Genomic DNA, 21,154 nt, shown 5'->3' with positions numbered 1-21,154 from the left:
TTTCCGGGATGATTTCGTTCGTTACCAGCCTGCTCATTGGATTCGTTTCGTCTTTCCAGACTATTTGTCCGAGTCCGTTCTCGATATTCGAATCCAACTTCTTTCAGTATTCGACGGCAACTCGGCAGCGAATAGTGGACGTCGTAGGTGTCCACTAAATACTGCTGGACGATCGACGGACTCCAACCCGAACCGACATCGTACGCATCGGGTGGGGACTCCTGTACCGTTCGTTCGAACTCGAGTCGCTCGTCTTCGGAGAGTTTTCGCGGTCGGCCGGGCCGGTGTTCGTCTTCGACGGCCGCCTCGAGTGACTCCGCGTCGAGTCTGTTGAGCCAACTGTAGATCGTCTTTCGCTCGACGTTGTGCCAGTCTGCGAGTTCTGTCTGTGTCACGCCATTTTTGTAGGCAATCGCTGCGAGCAAGCGCTGTGTCGGCTTTTTCCCCTCGACGTTCTCGAGTGCGGCGTGCAGTTCGTCGACGGAGAGGTCCTCGAGGTGATCCATTACTCCCCGGTAGGAGTTCTGAGTAAAAAGTTCTAACGCTTTTGGAGACGTGATGAGAGTAGTGAGATGTGAGAAGTGAGAGGTGGACGGTGGGAGGTGTGTGGTGGGCGGTAGGTGGTGGGTAGTGGGTGGTGAGTGGTGGGTGATGGGTGGTGGCGGTCGAATTGCGAGTGTAACTGACATCGAGGTCGAAACAATAACACTGTCGCGCTCGAGAGAAGCGGGTGTGATACTCGCCGGTAGCGAGGCGACGATTCCCGATCTCCTGCGCCTCGTCGCGCTTCCCGTCTTCGCCTGGGCTGCAGTTCGCGACGTTAAAACGAGACGCGTCTCGAGTGCCGTTTGGATCCCGCTTGCGTTTCTCGGAAGCGTGTTGCTCGTCTGGGACGGCTGGCTCGCCTGGAACGCGGAGGCGACCGTCTGGGCCTACGAGTTCCTCCTCCCGACGGCGGTGAGTCTCGGCTTCGTCGTCCCGATCGCCTACCTGTTCTGGTGGTTCGGCGGTTTCGGCGGAGCGGACGCGAAGGCGTTACTCGTACTGGCGTTGTTGTTTCCGACGTACCCACACTACGAAATCGGTTCGATGACGTTTCCGCTGACGGTGACGCCGATCGAGACGTTTTCGTTCACGATCCTGACGAACGCCGTCGTCATCGGCATCGCCATTCCGATCGCACTCGTGGTCGCGAACGCCCTCGCGGGACGATTCAACGGCGTGATGTTCATCGGCTGGCCCGTCTCGTGGGACCGAGTTCCCGAAACGCACGGCAGACTGCTCGAGGACCCGTCGGGACGGTCTCGTGGCGGACTCGACCTCGATGCGTTGCGGATGTACCTCCGCTGGCGCGGCCTCACCCTCGAGGACGTTCGGGAGCGGCCGGATCGATACCGCGATCCGGCGACACTGCCCGACGAGCCGAATCCGCCGACCGACGGAGCCGTCGACGCGGACGTTCGCAGCGACGGCGGGGCGGCCGTGGCCGACGATGAGGTATCCGAGGCGGCCGAAGCGGACGCGAGCGACGATGATCCGTGGGGAGCCGAGGCCTTCCTCGAGGACATTCCCGGGACGGCCTACGGTACCTCGCCCGCGGAGTTGCGGACGGGACTCGAGGTGCTCGCGGAAAAGGAGACCGTCTGGATTTCGCCGGGGACGCCGTTTCTCGTGCCCGTCTTCCTCGGTCTGGTGCTCGCGTTGATATACGGTGACGTTCTCGTCGGAACGCTCTTCTAACGCGGATTTCGGTTCGCCGAACGGTGGCCGGTTGGGATCAGGAGTACAGATAGCGTTCGTACAGCGGCACCAGCGCCGTCCAGAAGACGACGAACGCGGCGCCGAGAGCAATCAGGGCGAGCCACGGATCACCCCGTCCTGCGGGCGGGCCACTCGCGAGCAACGCGAGCGTTCCGAGGAACAACAGAGCGCAGACGACGACGCTACCGAGTTCGAGGATCGTCGCGAGCGGGTAGCCACGAAGGCGGGCGGCGAGATCGGCGACCATACGCGGATCTCGCGCGCGGATCGTAAAAATACCACGGCAGTCGGCGCGCGAACGGTCGATCAGGAGCAACTGGCCGTCCTCGAGTTCGACCGAGGTTCGATCGACGGCCGATATCTCCTCGAGCGGACGGGAACGGAGCGTCCGAACAAATTACGCGCGTGATTCGATGTCGGCAGCGATCTCGTCGAGTTCGTCGTCCGCGAGGTCGGTCGGGCCGTCGAAGACAGCGTGGATCGGTCCGCTCGAGTCGTCCTCGAAGCGAGGAACGATGTGACAGTGGACGTGGGGAACCTCCTGACCGGCCGCTTCACCGTTATTGAACGCGACGGTCGTCGCGTCGGCGTCGACGGCGGACTCGACGGCGGGAACCAGTCGATGGATCGTCGCGTAGAGATCCGAGGCAACGTCCTCGGGGACGTCGTTCAGCCGTTCGTACTCGTCTTTCGGGATGACAAGCGTGTGTCCTGGCTCGAGTGGGTTCGCGTCCAGAAACGCGATTGTCGTCTCGTCTTCGTACACGATTCGAGCGGGAATGTCACCCTCGACGATCTGCGTGAAGATCGTACTCATACGCAGGTATGTGTCGGCCGGCTGTATGAAGGTTACTCGCCGTGTCGTCGCGCGGGGCGACGAGCGGATAAACTGGGGTTAAATCGGCGCAAGTGCGGGTGAGCGTCGGTGGTGTTCAATACCCTCTGTCGTTGACACGCACGTGCCCGCACCGACGACGGGTACGCTTGCACAGTCACGAAACACACCATCACGCATCCCAACGCATATCGCCACCACCCATTTTTCGGCATCGGCTCCGCTACGGTTCGTCGTAAGCGGTGCAGTATCGGCTATGGAGCGCCGTCACACAACTCCTCGAGCGTCGACCGAATCGCCTCGAGGTACTCCGCCGGCTCATAGCCGAGTCGGCCGATCCAGACGTCCTGATAGGACGGGTGGAGAATCGGGACGAGCCAGGTCTCGAGACGGGAACAGCGAACGGGCTCGAGGACGGTCTTGAGGAAGCCGTCCAGTTCCCGCTCTTCGGCCGCGAGGACGGACGCCGTCGCGTGCTTTCCGGTGGCCAAAACGACGGTCGGCTCGAGCGTCTCGACTTCGGTCACGAGGTGCGTTCGGCAGTTCGTGCGTTCCTCGGGCGTCGGCTCGCGGTTGCTCGAGGGATCGTCCGGATCGGCGGGGAAGCACTTGACGGCGTTGGTGTAGTAGGCGTCGTCGCCGTAGCCGACCTGGTCGACGATTCGCCGAATGCGCCGGCCGGAGTGTCTCGAGGTGTAGGCCTTGCCGGTCCAGTTGCCGCCTCGCCAGGTGTCGGCGTCGGGAATCCCGGCTCCCGGTGCTTCGCCGACGACGAGCACGTCGGCGTCGAGCGGGCCGGTTCCCCACGAGATACACTCGCGGTGTTCGGCGAGGGCCGGGCAGCGCTCGCAGTTCGGTTCGATCACGTTCCGCATCGACGGGAAGGGAGGGTCGCTGGTGCCGTCAGCGTTCGAATCGAAGGACACGCTCGAGTTGAGGGCCGCGAGCAGTTTAGGCCGCTCGGTTCGGTCGACAACATGTGGCCGCCGGAGGGACATGTTTACCTCGCTCGAGCAACTCTCGAGAAGTAATGGCATCGTCCAATCCGGAACTGCTCGCGGAATTGATCGTCCTGCTTCTCTACGCGCTCGTCGCGACCGCCCTCACTGCCGCCGGCGTCGTCGTCGAGTACACGAGCGTCCAGTATCTCACCGCCGGCGAGGCCGCCGTCGGCGTCTGGCTCGCGGCGATTGGCGCCGTCATGCTCTACGCGGGCGTCTACGGTATCGGGTACCAGAAAGTGCTTCCCGAGCTGCTCGCCCGCCGGTAATCCGTTTCGTTGTCGATCGTTCGTACGTTCGTTTGTTCGTTTTGCAGCCGTGTCGTGATGGTTCCGATTCGTCGTTTCACGAGCGATGAGAGAAGAAGTACTCGTCGCGGAACGACTCGGGGTCCGGATGTTCGGCGCGGAACGCACTCGCCGCGGCGTCCATCGTCTCGAACTCGACGCCGGACGTCGACGACATGTACTCGAGGAGATCCTCGAGACGCGAGAGCCGGTGGGCCTGCCCGATCACCTGCGGGTGCAACGTCAGGACGAAGACGCCGCCGTTGACGTGCTCGACCATCCAGTCGAACTGGTCGTACCACCGCCTGAAGAGCGAGTCTTCGCTCACGTAACCCATTCGGTGGGGCTGTGACCACGTGTACGTCAGCGCCGGAAAGTCGTCTCGCTGCCACGAGGCGGGGAGTTCGACGATGTCCGTTGGCTCGCCCCGGTCGTATGGGCCGTCTTCCGGCGCGTTCCAGTCGTCGTAGACGTAGTGCGGTTTGAAGTCCGACGCCATCTTGCTCGAGTCCCACTCGAAGCCCAGTTCGAGGAGAATCTCGAGCGTGTGCTCGGAGAAGTCCCAGGCTGGCGAGGCGTAGCCGGTCGGTTTCTCGCCGGTGAGGTCGTATATCGCGTCGATTCCGCGCTCGATATCGGCCTTCTCGGCTTCCCGACTCTCGTAGGTCGAGGGACCGCGATGGGTCCAGCCGTGGTGTTGAACGCCGTGGCCGCGGTCGGCGACCTCGGCGCAAATCTCCGGGAAACTCTCGATGGTGTGTCCCGGAATGCACCACGTAGAGTCGACGTCGTAGGCGTCGTGGAGGTCGAGCAGTCGGTGGGCTGCGATTTCGGCCCCGAAGACCCCCCGAGAGTGTCTCGTGGGCGCGTCCCAGGAGTCGTACGACCAGAGCCACGTCGAGACGGCGTCGAAGTGATACGAGAAGCACACGGTGGCGTTCGACATGTCCGGAGCGTTCTGCGCGCTGGTACAAGTTGTTTGCTATGGGTTACCAACACAATGTTGGTCGACGGATCGTGTGGCGACGGTCGGCCCGCCCCGGGTTCACCGTCTGCAGGACCGATTCCCCTTTAATGTCGGAGCGAATCACTCCCAGTATGAGCAGGTTCGGCGAGGTCGACGACCAGTACGATCCCGACGCCCTCGAGGGGCGAGTGTTCGACTACTGGGACGACGTCGACGCCTATCAGCAGACGGTCGATCACCGGGCAGACGGTGAAACGTACTTCTTCGTCGACGGCCCGCCGTACACGTCGGGGTCGGCGCACATGGGGACGACGTGGAACAAGTCCCTGAAGGACGTGTACATTCGCTTCCTCCGGATGCAGGGCTACGACGTAACGGATCGACCCGGCTACGACATGCACGGGTTGCCGATCGAAACCCGTGTCGAGGAGCAACTGGGCTTCGAGAACAAGAAAGACATCGAAGAGTACGGCGAGGAGAACTTCATCGAGGCCTGCAAGGAGTACGCCGACGAGCAACTCGAGGGCCTCCAGTCCGACTTTCAGGATTTCGGCGTCTGGATGGACTGGGACGACCCGTACCGAACGGTCGAACCGGAGTACATGGAAGCCGCGTGGTGGGGCTTTTCGAACGCCGCGGATCGCGACTTGGTCGAGAAAGGACATCGCTCGATTTCCCAGTGTCCGCGCTGTGAGACGGCGATCGCGAACAACGAAGTCGAGTACGAAGACGTCGAGGATCCCTCGATCTACGTCAAATTCGACCTCACGGGCCGAGACGGCTCGCTCGTCATCTGGACGACGACGCCGTGGACGATCCCCGCGAACACGTTCGTCGCCGTCGACGAGGACGGCGAGTACGTCGGCGTCGAAGCAACGAGCGACGGCGAGACGGAGTTGCTGTACGTCGCCGAGCCGAAAGTCGAAGACGTCCTGCAGAAAGGGCGCTACGACGACTACGAGATCGTTGAGGAGCTGACCGGCGAAGACTTACTCGGCTGGTCCTACGAGCACCCGATGGCCGAGCGCGTTCCGGACCACCCGGACCACGACGGCGCGTGTGAAGTCTACGCGGCCGACTACGTCGACACTCACGGCGACGGCACCGGACTCGTCCACTCCGCACCCGGCCACGGTGAGGAAGACTTCGAGCGCGGGAGCGACCTCGAGTTCCCGATCTTCTGTCCCGTCGGCAGCGACGGGGTTTACACCGCCGAAGGAGGCGAGTACGAGGGCGAGTTCGTCCGCGACGCCAACGAGGGGATCATCGCCGATCTCGAGGCCGACGGCTCCTTGCTCGCCTCGGAGACGATCTCTCACAGCTACGGCCACTGTTGGCGCTGTGATACGGGCATCATCCAGATCGTCACCGACCAGTGGTTCATCACGATCACGGATATCAAAGACGAGCTGCTCGAGAACATCGAGGACAGCGAGTGGCACCCCGAGTGGGCCCGCGACAACCGCTTCCGTGACTTCGTTGAGGAGGCACCCGACTGGAACGTCTCCCGCCAGCGTTACTGGGGCATTCCGCTCCCGGTCTGGACGCCAGCGGACGGTGACGATACGGATCGAATCGTCATCAGCGACCGCGAAGAACTCGTCGAGCGCGTCGATCAGGATATCGACATCGACACGGTCGACCTCCACAAGGACACCGTCGACGATCTGACGATCACCGAAGACGGAACGACCTACACGCGCGTTCCCGACGTGTTCGACGTCTGGCTCGACTCCTCGGTCGCCTCGTGGGGCACCCTCGACTATCCCTCGGACGACAGCCGATTCGACGAGCTTTGGCCCGCGGATCTCATCCTCGAGGCTCACGACCAGACGCGGGGCTGGTTCTGGTCCCAACTCGGTATGGGAACGGCCGCCCTCGGCGAGAGTCCCTACGAACAGGTCCTGATGCACGGCCACGCGCTCATGCCAGACGGCCGCGCGATGAGCAAGTCCAAGGACATTCTCGTCGACCCACACGAGGCCATCGACCGCCACGGCCGCGACGTAATGCGGCTGTTCTTGCTCTCGAACAACCCGCAGGGCGACGATATGCGCTTCTCGTGGGACGGCATGCAGACGATGGAGGACAACCTCCGGACGCTCTGGAACGTCTTCCGGTTCCCGCTGCCGTACATGCGTCTCGACGGCTTCGATCCACAGGAAACCGAACTGGCGAACCTCGAGGACGACCTCGAGTTGGTCGACGAGTGGGTGCTCGCCCGCCTGCAGTCGACGAAAGCCGAGATGACCGAGCACCTCGAGGAGTTCCGACAGGACCGTGCAGTCAATGCTCTCCTCGAGTTCGTCGTCGAGGACGTCTCCCGATTCTACGTGCAGGCCGTCCGCGAACGCATGTGGGAGGAAGAAGACAGCGCATCCAAGGAGGCCGCCTACGCGACGATTTACCGCGTCCTGCGAGAAAGCGTCGTCCTGCTCGCCCCCTACGCGCCGTTCATCAGCGAGGAAATCTACGGCACGCTCACCGACGACTCGGCTCATCCGACGGTTCACATGGAAGACTGGCCGACCGTCGAGTCGGCCTTCGAAGACGAGCAACTCGAGGAAGACGTCGCTATCCTCCGCGGGATCGAGGAAGCCGGCGCGAACGCCCGCCAGCAGGCCGGACGAAAGCTTCGCTGGCCGGTTCCACGCGTCGTCGTCGCGGCCGACGACCAGCGCGTCGTCGACGCCGTTTCCCGTCACACCGACTTGCTCGAGGATCGGCTCAACGCCCGCGAGATCGAACTCGTCTCGCCGGAAGATCGCTGGGGCGAACTCGACTACAGCGCCGAGGCCGATATGAGCGAACTCGGGCCAGCCTTCGGTGGCCGCGCCGGCGAAGTCATGAACGCGCTCAACGAGGCCCGGATCGACGAACCGTCCCTCGAGGAACTCGAGGACGCCGTCTCCGGCGTGCTCGAGGACGACGAGACGATCGAGGAGTCGATGGTGTCGTTCGTCACGCAGACGCCAGACGACATCGCCGGCACCGCATTCGGCCTGAACGGCGACGACCGCGGCGTCGTCTACGTCGACGCCTCGTTGACCGACGACATCGAGAGCGAGGGCTACGCTCGAGAGGTCATCCGCCGCGTCCAGGAGATGCGAAAGGATCTCGAACTCGACGTCGAGGAGCGAATCGCGCTGGAACTCTCGATCGACGACGACCGCGTCGCGAGCCTCGTCGACGAACGGATGGCCCTCGTCCGCGAGGAAGTCCGCGCCGACGAACTCGGTGACCTCGAGGTCGACGCCGGCGCTCGCAAAGCGTGGGATGTCGACGGTGTGACGATGGAGATTGCACTCGAGCCGTTAGCGTCTGCTGAGGCGTCCGATTAGGACTGCCGAGCGGAGCGAGGCAGCTTTTTGGTCCAGATTTTTCGAGGCGGGGTGAGCGGAGCGAACCTGACGAGAAAAAGGTGGAGTCTGAGCCGTTAGCGTCTGCTGAGGCGGAAGGCTGACAAGTTGCTTCAGAACGTCGGGTGTTCCTCTCGAGTACGGCCGTGAACGGGCCATACCGACAGTCACGATGTCACAACAGTAATGGTAATTGACTCGACAGAGTGGTATAGTGACAACTCGAGGTGCAGTCTTCGTCTTCGTCGTCCTCCTGTGTGCGAGCCTTCCCGCGGGTGTCGTCGGAGCGGGCGAGTTCTCGTCGGCATCGGCTACGGACGCGGATACGAGCGATCCGGCGTTCGCCGCTGAGGTGACCGACGGCACGAGCGCGATGGCGGACGAGGACGACGTGATGGAGCAACGAACCGAACTGACCCACATACCGGATGACTCGGACGTCTTCGGCGTCGAAACGACGTTCGAGCCGCCCGAGGGAGTCCACGGATTCGAAGTCGGCCTCGAGTCCGACGCGGAACTCGAGGCCCTCGACGGGTTCGAAGAGGGTAGCGACGGAACGTATCGGTGGGACGAGACGACGGCAGAGCCCTCGATCGAGTACGCGATGCCGGCTGATCGAACGGACGACGGACATCACCACGACCACGCAGACGGCGGCTACTCCTTCGTCGACACCGGCGAGTGGGGACTCGTGCAGGTTCCCGACGTGAGCTACTCGCTGCAGGTGCCGGAATCCGAAGCCGTCGGCGTCGAGGAGACGGTGTCGATCGACGGCGACGGAACGGCCGGCAGTGACGTCGCATTCTTCGGCTCGCTCGAGGAATACGAGCGAACCGTCGACGGAGAGACGATCACGCTGGCAGTACCCGACGCGGCAGATATGACCGAGGAGCCCGGAGACGTGCTCGACACGCTCGAGACGGCCAGCGGGGACCTCGAACTCGGTCCGCGAAGCGACGAGACGTTGATCGTCGCGGCTCCGACCGACGCCGACTGGGGGCCACGAGGCGTCCAGTACGGCGACTCCGACGCGTGGGTGCGCGCCGACGCCGAACTCGAGGAGGCCTCGAACGTCTGGCTTCACGAGTACGTTCACGTTCGCCAGGGCTACGATACGTCGGCGACGACGAGCGACGCCGAGTGGCTCGTCGAGGCTCAGGCCGAGTACTACGCCGCCTCGCTCGCCCTCGAGCAAGGACTGATCAGCTTCGACGAGTTCGCAGACTTCCTCGAACGCGGCGAACAGCCACCGTACGCCGACGAAACGCTTGCGGAGCCGACGACGTGGGACGAAAGCGAGACGGACTACGTGAAGGGGCCGCTCGTCTACGGCGAAATCGACCGCCAGTTGCGAGTGGCCACCGACGGCGATCGAACGCTCGAGGACGTGTTCAGGCAGACCAACGCCCAGCACGCGGAGATCAGTCAGGAAGCGTTCCGCTCCGCACTCGAGGACGCGGGCGGCGAGGACGTCCGGGCTGTCGCCGAAGCGTACACGCAGACAGCGGAAACGCCCAAGATGTGGAGCGAGGGGGCACACACTGACGCATTCGAGCAGCCGCGCTCGAGCGTCGAGACCACCCTCGACGCGCCGTCGATCGACGTCGCGGGCGAGGAGTGGGAGTACTGGGAGAGCGACGAAATCGACGGTCTCGAGACCGACGGCGACGGCGTACTGGCGGTTCCCGAGGGCGAGACCGTCACCGTGCCGGTCGACGTCGAGAACACCGACGAGCAGGCTGGCACGGCCGGCGTGACGCTCGAGGTCGGAACGGAACTCGTTGACGGCGAGCAGCGAGCGCTCAAGGACGGCGAAACGGCGACCGAGACGCTCTCGTGGGAGCCAGGCGAACCCGGCGTCACCGACGTTCGCGTCGGCGATGAGCGCCTGACGGTGTTCGTTCGCTCGAGTCCGAGTCTGAGCGTCGAGGACCTCGAGGTCGAGCCGAGTAGCGTCGACGCCGGAGAGTCGGCGACGGCGGTCGCCACGGTCGAGGCCGCCGGCGACCTGCCCGCCGCCGGGACGCTTTCGTTTCGAACCGCGGACGGTATCGTCGACGGCGCTCCGGTCGCGCTCGCACCCGGCGAGACGGCGACCACGGAGGTGGAGTTGACGTTCGACGAGGAGACTCGCTACGAGGTCGCCGCGGGCGAGCAAACCGCGACAGTGACCGTCGGCGGCACAGTGGCGCAACTCGAGTCGATACCCGGGTTCGGCGTCGTCGCCGGTCTTCTCGCGATCAGCGTCGCACTCCGAATCGGGCTGCTCGGTCGACGACGCTGACCTGAGTTCGCGACCCGCTCGCTTTCTCGAGAAAAATTGTCACCGCGTGAGCTGGTAGCGACAGGCCGACTCGTCGTCGTGGACGCACGCCGTTTTCACGATCGTCACCTCGGCGTCGAACTCATCGGCGAGTCCCTCGAGTACACCCTGAGCCAGTCCGCAGTACGCCGGCTCGCGGTGCGTTCGATAGGCGAGGTGAACGTCGTCTGTGGACTCGCGAGTCGTGGTGAGCGACGGGAGCGAGGCGTCGGTCGTCGCCTCGTCGACGTCCCCTCGAATCGACTCGAGGGCGGCGAGGAACGCGATGAAGTCGTCGGTGCGAACGTGCGCGTTGAACGTCGAGAGCAGTTCGGGGGCAAGCGCTCGGCCGAAGTCGCGTTCGATCTGGCGGCGGTCCTGGCTCGCCATCGACGTGATGGCCGAGAGAATAGCCTGTATTTCGTGATCCTCGTACGAGGAGACCGGAAGATACAGCGTCGGCTCGAGATCCGCGCGCTCGAGAATCGTCTCCCAGGTCTCTTCGTCGGTGCGGTCGATGGCGTACTCCTTGAGCGTCTTGTGGACGATTCCGTGCATAATCGGTTGGAATGGCGTGTTGATTGGGAAGTGTTCGTTTGTGCCGTGTGAACGAACCCGATCTGGATACCACCGAATCAGTGTAGCACCTATATAATAGTTACAGACTGTCCAAAGTTTTGAGTGATATCCCGGAGTCAGAGCGAGCTGAACCGTCGTGTCTCCTTAGAGTTTCGCTGCAATCGCCGGCGCAACCGAGACGGTACTCGTCTGGCGTTCGATCGTGTCGGTTCCGTAGATTGCCGAAACGCCTGCTCGAGAGAGCTTGGTAACGGCGTCTCGAGCGAGCAACGGGTGGACGCAGGTGACGAAGACGTTGCCCACGTCTCGTTCCTGTAAGACGGCGACGGCTTCGCTCATAGTCGAGCCGGTGGCGATGATGTCGTCGGTGACGACCACGTCGCGGCCCGCGACGTCCACGTCGCTCGGCGTGATTTCGACCTCGGTGCCCGAGTGTCGCGTCTTTTCGAAGTAGTCGGTGTCGCCGTCACCGTAGGTGTCACGAACGGTTTTGGCGAGATCGATCGCACCCGCGTCGGGCGAGAGAAAGACCGGGTTCGCGAGGTCCTCAGGGAGCGGATCGGCCAGTCGTCCCGCCGCGTCGACGGCCGTCGCCGTCGGCTCGAAAAAGTCACACACCGCCTCCTCGTGGGGGTTGACGGTCAGGACGCGATCCGCGCCGGTCGAAATCGCGCGAGCGACGGCCCGTGCGGAGATGGGGTGGCCCGCCTCGAACGCGGTGTCCTGTCGGCCGTAGCCCATGTACGGCAAGACCGTCACGACCTCGGACGCGCCGGCTTCGCGGACGGCGTCCTGTAACTGGAGCACTTCGAGGTGTGCGTCGCTCGAGACCGTCGAGGCGACGACGATGGCGCGGTCGTCGTCGAAGTTCGGAACGGAGGCGAGTACTTCGCCGTCCGGAAATCGGTTGTACTCGACGGCGGCGAGCGGTTCCTCGAGGTCGCGTGCGAGTGCAGCGGCCAACGACTGGGACGTGGATCCGCTGACGATGGTCGTCATACTCGAGTCCAGCGCACGGAGAATAAACCAGTTTTCGTTCTGTTGGCCTGAAACGCTTGCTCGAGACGGGCGCTCGAGTGACCCGCCAGTCTGTCGAGTGTGCTACTCTGCTTCGGCGTCGTCGATATCGGCCGGATCCTCGCCGCAGGTGTCGTTGTTCGTGTCGCTCAGGAACGTCACCTCGTCGTCGTCGATCCGAACGAACAGGTCGAGACAGTCGGGTTCGTTCCACTGCTCGGGCGTCGTCTCCATCGGCTCGCCCTCGTCGAGACGGGCCGTGACGCGAATCGACCCGGGATCGTTCGGCCACTCTCGCTCGAGTGTCACGGAGTCGTTGCCCTCGAGCGATTCGGTCACCCACGACTCGGTTTCGCGGTCGAACTCGACGATGACGTCGACCGTGTGACTCGAGTCACTCGAGTTGTCGACGACGATGTCACCGAGGATCGATCCCTCGTCGTCGGTTTCGCTCTCCGTTTCGCTCTCTTCGTTCGATTCGTCGTCTTCGCCCTCGTCGTCACCATCGCTGCTCGTGCACCCAGCGACGACACCGGTGAGTCCGACACCGGTTCCCGTGAGGAGTTGCCGTCGTGTTATCCCACGCATACGTGAGAGCGATGGGAGCGAAGATAGTTAAAGTATCGTCAGACGATGATGTTCTCGGTTTTGATAATTATGGTGTTTGAGAGTCCGAATAGCGACTCTACAACCGCGTTCGAGCCGTCACTAGCAGTTATCCGCTCGTCGGAAGAATAGCAAGTCCAGTGACATCACCGACGCCGAGCGTCTGTGAGCGCCACGAATCGGTTCCCCCCTCCGGCGTGCCAGCGAGGAACGTCCCGCGTTTCGTCACGGCGTAGACCGTCTCGCCGTAGCCGAGGCCGACGATCGGTTCGCTCGAGCGGTCGTACGCGTACCACGAGTCGTTCCCTTCGGACGCACCGTCGCCTTCGGACGCGTCGACCCTACCGTACGCATCGGCCCCACCGTACGCGTAGACCGTCTCGCCCGAGACGGCGTGTGCGCGAGTGAGTTGCCCGGGTTCGGTTCGGGGATCGGCCGCGACGACGTCGAACTCGCCCTCGAGGACTTCCATCCAGCCGTTGCCGAGTTTGTAGAGGCCGTCGGCGGTCGCAGCCAGCGGGACGCCAGCCGTGGAGACGTCTCGAACGTCAGAGAGTCCGGCGTGGTCGAGGTGGCCGTCGTGAAGTCGGTAGACACCGTTTTCGGTGCCGACGAGCCCGCCGTCGATCGCGCGAACGTGTCCCAGATCGCCGCGGTCGACGGTGGTCCAGGCGTCCGTCTCGGCGTCGAGTGAGTCGCCCACGCTCTCGAGCGAACGCGTGGCGAGCTCGCCGTCGGGAGTGGCCGCAATCAGGTCTCCCCCGTGGAACCCGACGGCGACGGCGGGGCCGAAATCGGTGGAAACAAACGTCTCGTCGCTGCCTTCGGCGTCCTCGGCAGACTGATCGCGTTCGCCAGCGCCGCGCTCGAGGTGGAAAACGCGAACGTCGTCGTCGGTCGCGATCGCGACGGTATCGTCAGTCGCTGCAACGTCGCGGGCGTCACAACGGTCACAGAGCCCGAATTCGCCGACGGTGTCGCCGGCGACGCGGACGCGGACGACGCCGATCGAACTCGCGACGTATCCCTCAATGGCCCCCTCGCGGTCGCCGTAGACGCGTTTCTCTTCGATCGAGTCCATACGTGGACGCTCGTGCCCGCGCGCCGAAAACGTTCTGTCTGCTTCGGAATCCCTTTGAGGAGTCCGGTCTGAGTAGTATCCATGCAAGTGTTCGGATCGAGCGGGACGCGCGGCGTCGCCAACGAGGAGTTGACGCCCGCGTTCGTCCTGCGGGTCGCAAAAGCGGCGGGGACGGCCTGGGGAGCCGACCGGGTCGCTATCGCGCGAGATACGCGCTACACGGGGCGAATGTTGGCCGACGCAGCGTCGAGCGGGCTCGCGAGTACCGGGACGGACGTCGACCGAATCGGCATCATTCCCACGCCGGGCGCACAGTTCTACGCAGAACGTGAGGGGATCCCCGTGATAGTGATCACGGCCTCGCACAACCCACCCCAGTACAACGGCATCAAGCTCGTCGGCCGCGATGGGATCGAACTCGCCGTCTCGGACTTAGAGGGCATCGAAGACGTGTTACTCGCCGAGTCGGCCACCGTCGCGCCGTGGGACGAAACCGGCCGCGTCCAGGAAGTCGAGGGCGTTCGACGCGCCTACGTCGACGAGTTACTCGAGGCCGCAGACGGGGAGACCATCGCTGACGCAAACCTCACCGTCGCCCTCGACCCCGGCCACGGGGCGGGATCGCTCACGAGCCCGGAGTTCTTCCGCGAACTCGGCTGTCGCGTCGTCACCGTCAACAGCCAACCAGACGGCCACTTCCCCGGACGCGACCCCGAGCCAGTCCCCGACAATCTCGAGGATCTGGGCCAACTCGTCCGCGCGACGGACGCCGACGTCGGAATCGCCCACGACGGCGACGCTGACCGGGCTATCTTTTACGACGAAAACGGCGAGTACATCGTCGGCGATGCGGCCCTCGCCGCGCTCGCCGCCGCGGAACTCGAGGCCGGCGAGACGACCGTCTCCGCGGTCAACGTCTCCCAGCGACTGGTGGACGTGGTCACCGAGATCGGTGCCGACCTCGAGTTGACGCCTATCGGTTCGACGAACATCATCACGCGAATCGAGGAACTCGAGGCTAACGGCGAACGCGTGCCGATCGCCGGCGAGGGCAATGGCGGCATCTTCTTCCCCTCGTTCCGACTCTCGCGCGACGGGGCGTTCACCGCGGCACGGTTCCTCGAACTGGTCGCCGACCGACCGGCGAGCGAGATCGTCGCACCCTACGACGACTACGCGAACGTTCGCTTCAACATCGAGTACGAGTCGACGGCTGAACGCGACGCGATGATCGACGCCGCGGCCAATCACGCCCAGGAATCCGACGCCGAACTCAACACCCGCGACGGCTACCGACTCGACCACGGCGACGCATGGGTGCTCGCACGCCCCTCGGGTACCGAACCGCTCGTCCGCATCTACGCCGAGGCTCGAGACGGCGCGCGCGCACAGGAACTCGCGGAAGAACTCTACGAGACGGTCGCCGACGCGAAAGCCGACGCCTAATCTTCGGTCTCGACTCGCGTCGGTCGACGTCGCCTCGAACGAATTTTCGTCGATACGTTTCGAGAGGAGCACTCGAGTGTCCACGACGAGACGTCGAGCTAGTACAATCAGTTCGATCGGATTGGTATCCCGTGTGGACATTTTTTCGATATTGTAAAAATTCTTATTTGATCGTCAGGCGTAGAGTGCCCATTATGGGGGACGATCTCGAGGAAACGAATCGGCGCGAACGACGGCCCGTATTCGAACGGACGGAGCGATTGGCCGACGATTCGTTCTATCGTGCGCTCGCTTCGAGTGAGCGACGGCGAGTGTTGTATCTGTTACTCGACAAAGAGCAATACACGATCGAGCGACTCGCCACCGCCCTCACCGGCTGGGATGCGACCGACTCGGAGACGATGAGAACGCCGGCCGACTACGAACAGCGGAGAATTCGACTCGTTCACGCCGATCTCCCCTTCCTCGTCGAGGCCGACCTGATACGCTACGACGTGACACGAGGAACCGTCCATCTCGAGTCGCTCGACCCCGTTGTTCGTGATCTCATCGAAGCGAGTATCGAAACTGAGCGCCGCCAGCGTGGGTAATCGTGTTCGACACGTTACTCGACGAGCGGCGGAACTCAGCACTCACGCTCACCGTCTATCGCGATGGGGAACGGACGGACGTCGAACGGATGTTCGCGACGCACAACGTCAGCGTCGATCACGAACCCCTCTCACCGGCCGTTCCCGAACCGTTCGTGGTGATCGAAACGGACGGCGAGTTCGTCGGCGCACTCAGTCTGGAGAGCCTCGAGACGCTGTTCGAGCCACCGATCCACCGTCCGGGTGACGACGAGCGTATCTCAGCGGGCTATCAGATGCTCTTCGACGCGCTGGACGAGACAGTGTTCAGCGCGCTCGATCGCCGGCAACTCCTCGCGGTCAGCCGGGAGATCGAGGACCGAGCCGAGCGAGTCAGCAGCGGCAGCCTCCACGTCGGCTTCCAGACGCTCTCAGCCTTCCGTCCCCAGATCGAGGTGTACCGGCACCTCGCGACGGAGACCGCCGTGGAGATCGATATTTACGCGGTTCCGGACTGGGACCCACCGGAGATCGAGGGTCTCACGTATCGACCCTACCCGACCGACGCGCTCGAGCGATACTGGGTCCTTGCCTACGACGGTGGAACGGACCGCGAGCACGCCTGCGGGCTCCTCGCTCAAGAACAATCGGAGGGGTACGACGGCTTCTGGACCGACGACGAGGCAGTCGTCGCTCGAATCGCCGCTACACTCGAGGACACCCAAGCCACGAACTGAGCGCTCACTGTGGACGTCGGCTCGAGTGATCGACGACCGGACGCCTCGACGAACACCCGCGTGACTGTCCCAGCCGATGTTTGGTCAGCGATGGAGTGTCTCGAAGGGAGCAATTAGCGATAGAGTGTCTCGAGTGTTCGAAGCACCAGCAGGTGGACCGCGACGAGGATGACGACCGCCCCGACGATCAACGCGCCCTCGAGCAGCGTCGTCAACAGCCCGAGCGAGACGATGAGCGTCGTCGCACAGGCGGGCGGGTGACGAGTGTCCGTCGCGAGCATGCCGCCGGCCGTCACCATCGTCGCGAGGACGCCGCTGACTGCGAGTCGGAGTCCCTCGATCGAGCCGGGGTCGGCCGCGCTCGTCATCGTGACGCCGCTGGCGAGCAGGTGATAGGCGAGTAGCCCGGCGACGACGCCGATGAGGTGTCCGCCGATGACGCGTCGCGGTCGCGTCGCGTCGCTTCGCTGAAAGAGCGCCAGCACGAACGCGGAGGGACCGAGACTCGGAAACAACATCGGCACGCCAAGCAGCCACGAGAGCGCTGCCGTCGTCGACAGCAAGAGGCCGGTGTGCAACGTCGTCCCAACCCGGTCGTCCATGGCCGTGCTTCGTTCGTCAGCAGAAAAACCCCGCTGGTTCACCGATTGTCGAACCCGAGGTGCCACAGGGTTCGTCTCAGGGTACGATCGTCACTGGAATCTCAGACTGTCGCGTGACGGCTTCGGCGACGCTGCCGAGGAGCACTCGAGAGACGCCCGAGCGACCCTCACTGCCCATAATTATCTGGTCGACGCCGTGCTCACGACCGAACTCGAGGATCGCGGTCGCAGACGTTCCCTCGACGACGGCGGTCGCAACCTCGTTGTCGTACTCCTCGCCGATCGTGCGCACGTCCGCGAAGAAGTCGGGTTCAGGCGTTCCAGCGTCGGTGTCAGCGTCGACCGGCGAGCCGCCGCCGTAAGCCGACTCGAGGTCGTCGATGGCGTGGACGACCGTGATCTCGTCGTTGGGAAAGACCGTGAGCGCGTGCTCGAGCGCCCCGCGAGCCGGCTCGGAGTCGTCCATCGGTACGAGCAGGTGGCGCGTCATATCGGAGCGTACGGCAGCGATTGCCTTCAGTTATCGCCTCCCAGCAGCCGGGCGACGGGACGCACAGTCACTCGCCGGGATTCGATTCCGGTTGTGAGAGCGTGCTGTCGCCGGCAGGGGCGAGATCCGCTCGATCCGAATCGTACAGTTGGAAGAAAAACGTCGATCCGACGCCGGGTTCGGTATCGACCCAGATGTCGCCGCCGTGGCGTTCGACGACGCGTTTACAGACGGCCAATCCGATCCCCGATCCGGACTGTTCGTCGGCCGTGTGCAGTCGCTGGAAAATGTCGAAGATTCGGTCGGTGTTATCCGGGTCCATCCCGATTCCATCGTCGCTGACGAAAACGGTCCACAGCGGCCCGTCCCGTTCGGCCGAAATTCGAATCCGGGGCGTCCCCTCGCCGCTGTACACCATCGCGTTCGTGAGCAGGTTCTGGAACAGTTGTCGCAATTGCGCCTCGTCGCCGTGAACGGTCGGCATCGGCGCACGCTCGAGGTCCGCGTCGGTCTCCTCGATTTTGAACTGGAGATCGGTGTACACGTCGTCGAGGACGGCCTCGAGATCGACCGACTCAAAAGGATCTCCCCGCGTTTCGACGCGTGAATACTCGAGCAGGCCGTCGATCATCGCTCGCATTCGCTCGGCGCCGTCGACGGCGTAGTCGACGAACTCCTCGCCGTCTTCCTCCAGTTCGTCGCCGTACCGTCGCTCGAGCAACTGGAGGTAACTCGTCACCATTCGAAGCGGCTCCTGGAGGTCGTGCGAGACGGCGTAGGCGAACTCCTCTAAGCGTTCGTTCGACGCCTCGAGTTCCGTAATCGCGTTTTCGAGGCGGCGTTCGGTTCGTCTCAGCCGTTCGTTTTGCTTCTCGAGTTCGTACTTTCGTTTCAGTTCACGGTTCTTTCGCTCGAGCGCCTTCGCCTGCGTGTGGGTACGGGCGTTCAGGACGCCGACGAGGAGTCCGGTCACCGAACTGATCGAGAGTAAAATTACCTGCGTGCCGCCCGTGAGCGTGAGTTCGACGCCGGGGTGAAGTTCGCGGAGGCCGACGATGAGTCCCATGACGGCGATTCCCCCGCCAGTCCATGCCACAATACGCGAGTACAACTCGGGGAGAATTGTCGTCGACGGTAACCATGTCCCGGCGTACACCATCGCGATCCCCGGGACCCCGATCAGAATCGAGTCGATGGCAGCCTCGAGCAACGCCGCACTGAGGTGGTTTCCCTTGATGAGCAGCGTGTACGTGATCGAACCCCCCGCAATAACCAGCAAAACGACACCCAGTGCACTCAAGAGGCGGTTCCAGTTACTCATTGCCACCGGGTACGGCGCACCGACATAATAATAGTGCGATGTGAATTGTTAAGACTCGGAAGACAGTCAGTCCGAGCGGCTACTACCGCTGTCGCGAGCACTCCAGTCTCAGATCGGGTCCTCGACGTCGAGTGCCGCTTCGAGTCGCGCTCGCTCCGACCGCAGCTCCTCGAGTTCGGCCGCGACGCGACCGTCAGCCAGTCGGTCGCGCTCCGTCGGTGTGAGCTGGTCGACGGCCTGAGCCGCCGTCTGTAAGCGGTCAAAGTCGAACTCGGAGTCGGTCGTCAACCGACGGAGTTCACGCACTCGGGCGACGGTCTCCTCGTCCGCGACTCGCTCGACGAACGGCCGAATTTCCCGGGTTTTTCGCCGCAAGACGGGTGCCTCCGTCGGCGGCCACTCGAGTCTGAGCGGGCCGGCGTCGATGCCGTCGAGAAACGTCCGCTGGGTCGCCACTTGCCGCTTGAGTTCGTCCGCACTGTCGACGTAGTGGTCGAGTTTCGACCGCGAGTAGTCGGCGTACTCGAGGAGTTCTGGAATCGTGTACTCGCCGGCCGGATCGTCTCGAACGTACGCAGCCAGATCGTCCGGTGGCTGTTCATACTCGACGAAGGGGTACCAGCGACTGCGTTCGAGCAGGGCGAACACCTCGCGGGCCGACGCTTCCAGCCGATACGCCGTAAACGCCTCGTCGATCGCCTCGTTGTACGCCTCGAGCGGTGCTCGAAGCTCCTCGACCGGCGCGTCGATATCCGCGTTCCCGAGTTCGAGTAGTCGCTCGTGGGCGTCGATTTCCTCGCCCAACGCCCGATAGCGTTTCGCAGCGTTCGTCCGCGCCTCGTCGATCGCCTCCCGGGCCGCCTCGCGCTCCTCGAGCAACTGCGCGTACTGTTCGGCCGGCTCGAGCGCCTCGTGCGCTCGCTCGAAATCCGACTCGCTGAGCCGGCGCTTGTCGATCGCGTCTAGCGCATCCTCGAACGCCTCTCTCCCCCTCAGTTCGTCGGAGAGCTCCGAAACGAGCGAGTCGAACTTCCCCTCGAGTTCGAGGTACGCCTGAAAATTTTCTCGGCCGGTTCCGGTCGCCCGGTCGACGTACGACTCGAGTAAGTCGGTCGCGTCGCGGTAGGCTTCAGCCGCCTCCGCGACGGCGTCACCGCCGGCGTCGTCGATCCGTGCTTCTGCCTGCTCGAAGCGCTCGCGCGCGGCCTCGAGTGTCTCACGTGCCGTGTGATCGTCGCGACTCGCGTCGTCACCGGGGGAGTGAACGCGCTCGCTCATTGGTGATCACTCGTCGTAGACTGCGTCGGGATCGAACACCCGTTCGCCGACCGTCTCACCCTCGATAGTGCGATAGAAACACGAGCGATAACCGGTGTGACAGGCCCCGCCGTCTTGCTCGACGACGTAGAGCAACGTATCGGCGTCACAGTCGACGCGAACCTCCTGGACGTGTTGTTCGTGGCCGCTCGTCTTGCCCTTTTGCCACAGTTCCTCGCGGCTTCGGGAATAATAGTGTGCGACACCCGTCTCGCGCGTGCGCTCGAGCGCCTCGGGCGAGACGTACGCGAGCATGAGCACCTCGCCCGACGTCGCGTCCTGTGCGACGGCAGGGACGAGTCCGTCCTCGCCGAAGTCGACCGCAACGGCGTCGTCCATATGCGATGGTTGTCTGGAAGGGCGATAGGTCTTTTGCCACGGCGCTCGCCCGGGGATGGCGGGGTGCTAGCGTGTACTCGGGACACTCGAGAAGCAAAATCCGAACGTCGTATTCAGCGGCCGTTCAGGACGGCGGCGATCACTCCTCTCGGTCGTCGGACGGCCACGCGAAGCCGATGACGACCAGCGAGAGGATGACGAGGACGCCACCGAGGGCGAGTTGCCCGGTTCCGAGCGAGAGGTCGATCAAGCCCGTCATCACGTCGAGCCCGACGATCAAGACGAGCAAGGCAACGATGGAGATGAGTGCGAGGGCGATTCCCTTGCGGAGCATCCACTGCATCTCCGCCGCGTCCGATTCGGAACTTGGCGTCGAGTCGGGTTCGTCTGGATGGTGTGCACATGACATGGGTCGTCCCTCGAGTTGGGTCTCGACCGCCGACGTAGATAACGCTGTGTGCTGGCAAACCGACCTATCACACGCAGAGAGCGCGTCCCCGCGGCGGTTTCCGCGCAGCCTTGCAAGCGTGAGCGCGGA

Annotated in this window: 21 protein-coding genes and 1 pseudogene; 7 read left to right on the top strand and 15 right to left on the bottom strand. The window is 63.7% G+C overall.

From position 1 onward, the window contains the following. Positions 1–32 precede the first annotated feature (32 nt). Positions 33–506 (bottom strand): annotated as a pseudogene (locus tag BLW62_RS16380) (helix-turn-helix domain-containing protein); the annotation flags it as partial. Positions 507–732: 226 nt separating this feature from the next. On the opposite strand from BLW62_RS16380, the gene BLW62_RS16375 reads away from it, so the two are divergent. Next, positions 733–1,740: an A24 family peptidase C-terminal domain-containing protein gene (locus BLW62_RS16375; RefSeq protein ID WP_090508103.1), complete on the top strand. Its 1,008-nt coding sequence runs from the start codon at positions 733–735 to the stop codon at positions 1,738–1,740. A gap of 37 nt (positions 1,741–1,777) precedes the next feature. Here the strand turns inward: BLW62_RS16375 and BLW62_RS16370 are convergent, their stop codons facing one another. From BLW62_RS16370 to BLW62_RS16360, 3 genes are all read right to left on the bottom strand, one after another. Then, positions 1,778–2,008, bottom strand: coding sequence for a hypothetical protein (locus BLW62_RS16370; protein WP_090508102.1), 231 nt, complete (start codon positions 2,006–2,008; stop codon positions 1,778–1,780). 150 nt (positions 2,009–2,158) lie between these two features. Then, complete coding sequence (locus tag BLW62_RS16365) at positions 2,159–2,578, bottom strand: HIT family protein (RefSeq protein ID WP_090508101.1); 420 nt, start codon at positions 2,576–2,578, stop codon at positions 2,159–2,161. Positions 2,579–2,850: 272 nt separating this feature from the next. After that, positions 2,851–3,471: a uracil-DNA glycosylase gene (locus tag BLW62_RS16360; RefSeq protein ID WP_245726736.1), complete on the bottom strand. Its 621-nt coding sequence runs from the start codon at positions 3,469–3,471 to the stop codon at positions 2,851–2,853. 155 nt (positions 3,472–3,626) lie between these two features. Here BLW62_RS16360 and BLW62_RS16355 point away from each other — a divergent pair, with 155 nt between their 5' ends. Further along, positions 3,627–3,866 (top strand): DUF8151 family protein, encoded by a 240-nt coding sequence (locus BLW62_RS16355; protein WP_090508099.1) that lies wholly within the window; start codon positions 3,627–3,629, stop codon positions 3,864–3,866. Positions 3,867–3,942: 76 nt separating this feature from the next. Here BLW62_RS16355 and BLW62_RS16350 read toward each other — a convergent pair whose 3' ends face one another. Further along, positions 3,943–4,830: a polysaccharide deacetylase family protein gene (locus BLW62_RS16350; protein ID WP_090508098.1), complete on the bottom strand. Its 888-nt coding sequence runs from the start codon at positions 4,828–4,830 to the stop codon at positions 3,943–3,945. A gap of 152 nt (positions 4,831–4,982) precedes the next feature. Here BLW62_RS16350 and ileS point away from each other — a divergent pair, with 152 nt between their 5' ends. Next, positions 4,983–8,192: an isoleucine--tRNA ligase gene (gene ileS / locus BLW62_RS16345; RefSeq protein ID WP_090508097.1), complete on the top strand. Its 3,210-nt coding sequence runs from the start codon at positions 4,983–4,985 to the stop codon at positions 8,190–8,192. Positions 8,193–8,424: 232 nt separating this feature from the next. Further along, positions 8,425–10,494 (top strand): hypothetical protein, encoded by a 2,070-nt coding sequence (locus tag BLW62_RS16340; protein ID WP_090508096.1) that lies wholly within the window; start codon positions 8,425–8,427, stop codon positions 10,492–10,494. 39 nt (positions 10,495–10,533) lie between these two features. Here the strand turns inward: BLW62_RS16340 and BLW62_RS16335 are convergent, their stop codons facing one another. The 4 genes from BLW62_RS16335 to BLW62_RS16320 all read right to left on the bottom strand — a co-directional run bounded on the left by BLW62_RS16335 (position 10,534) and on the right by BLW62_RS16320 (position 13,795). After that, positions 10,534–11,070 (bottom strand): heme NO-binding domain-containing protein, encoded by a 537-nt coding sequence (locus BLW62_RS16335; protein ID WP_090508095.1) that lies wholly within the window; start codon positions 11,068–11,070, stop codon positions 10,534–10,536. A gap of 165 nt (positions 11,071–11,235) precedes the next feature. Next, complete coding sequence (locus tag BLW62_RS16330; RefSeq protein ID WP_090508094.1) at positions 11,236–12,090, bottom strand: ribose-phosphate diphosphokinase; 855 nt, start codon at positions 12,088–12,090, stop codon at positions 11,236–11,238. A 102-nt stretch (positions 12,091–12,192) separates the two neighbouring features. Continuing rightward, on the bottom strand, positions 12,193–12,696 hold the full coding sequence (locus BLW62_RS16325; RefSeq protein ID WP_090508093.1) for a hypothetical protein: 504 nt from the start codon (positions 12,694–12,696) through the stop codon (positions 12,193–12,195). Positions 12,697–12,823: 127 nt separating this feature from the next. Continuing rightward, positions 12,824–13,795: an HVO_0234 family beta-propeller protein gene (locus tag BLW62_RS16320; protein WP_090508092.1), complete on the bottom strand. Its 972-nt coding sequence runs from the start codon at positions 13,793–13,795 to the stop codon at positions 12,824–12,826. An 81-nt stretch (positions 13,796–13,876) separates the two neighbouring features. Here BLW62_RS16320 and glmM point away from each other — a divergent pair, with 81 nt between their 5' ends. The 3 genes from glmM to BLW62_RS16305 all read left to right on the top strand — a co-directional run bounded on the left by glmM (position 13,877) and on the right by BLW62_RS16305 (position 16,547). Next, the gene (gene glmM, locus BLW62_RS16315; protein WP_090508091.1) at positions 13,877–15,241 is read left to right on the top strand and encodes a phosphoglucosamine mutase; all 1,365 of its coding nucleotides are present in this window, start codon (positions 13,877–13,879) and stop codon (positions 15,239–15,241) included. Between the two features lie 194 nt (positions 15,242–15,435). After that, the gene (locus BLW62_RS16310; RefSeq protein ID WP_217630539.1) at positions 15,436–15,831 is read left to right on the top strand and encodes a DUF7344 domain-containing protein; all 396 of its coding nucleotides are present in this window, start codon (positions 15,436–15,438) and stop codon (positions 15,829–15,831) included. A gap of 2 nt (positions 15,832–15,833) precedes the next feature. After that, positions 15,834–16,547 (top strand): DICT sensory domain-containing protein, encoded by a 714-nt coding sequence (locus BLW62_RS16305; RefSeq protein WP_217630538.1) that lies wholly within the window; start codon positions 15,834–15,836, stop codon positions 16,545–16,547. Positions 16,548–16,660: 113 nt separating this feature from the next. Here BLW62_RS16305 and BLW62_RS16300 read toward each other — a convergent pair whose 3' ends face one another. From BLW62_RS16300 to BLW62_RS16275, 6 genes are all read right to left on the bottom strand, one after another. Beyond that, on the bottom strand, positions 16,661–17,149 hold the full coding sequence (locus tag BLW62_RS16300) for an HPP family protein (protein ID WP_090508090.1): 489 nt from the start codon (positions 17,147–17,149) through the stop codon (positions 16,661–16,663). A 76-nt stretch (positions 17,150–17,225) separates the two neighbouring features. After that, positions 17,226–17,639: a universal stress protein gene (locus tag BLW62_RS16295; RefSeq protein WP_090508089.1), complete on the bottom strand. Its 414-nt coding sequence runs from the start codon at positions 17,637–17,639 to the stop codon at positions 17,226–17,228. 67 nt (positions 17,640–17,706) lie between these two features. Further along, on the bottom strand, positions 17,707–18,960 hold the full coding sequence (locus tag BLW62_RS16290; protein WP_090508088.1) for a sensor histidine kinase: 1,254 nt from the start codon (positions 18,958–18,960) through the stop codon (positions 17,707–17,709). A 108-nt stretch (positions 18,961–19,068) separates the two neighbouring features. Then, the gene (locus BLW62_RS16285) at positions 19,069–20,238 is read right to left on the bottom strand and encodes a DUF7118 family protein (protein ID WP_090508087.1); all 1,170 of its coding nucleotides are present in this window, start codon (positions 20,236–20,238) and stop codon (positions 19,069–19,071) included. Between the two features lie 6 nt (positions 20,239–20,244). Continuing rightward, positions 20,245–20,616: a phosphoribosyl-AMP cyclohydrolase gene (hisI, locus tag BLW62_RS16280; RefSeq protein WP_076582903.1), complete on the bottom strand. Its 372-nt coding sequence runs from the start codon at positions 20,614–20,616 to the stop codon at positions 20,245–20,247. A 139-nt stretch (positions 20,617–20,755) separates the two neighbouring features. Further along, positions 20,756–21,025 (bottom strand): hypothetical protein, encoded by a 270-nt coding sequence (locus BLW62_RS16275; protein ID WP_090508086.1) that lies wholly within the window; start codon positions 21,023–21,025, stop codon positions 20,756–20,758. Between the last annotated feature and the right edge of the window lie 129 nt (positions 21,026–21,154).

This window comes from Natronorubrum sediminis (genome assembly GCF_900108095.1).
GTDB lineage: Archaea > Halobacteriota > Halobacteria > Halobacteriales > Natrialbaceae > Natronorubrum > Natronorubrum sediminis.
This window is presented reverse-complemented; position numbering and strand designations above follow the sequence as displayed.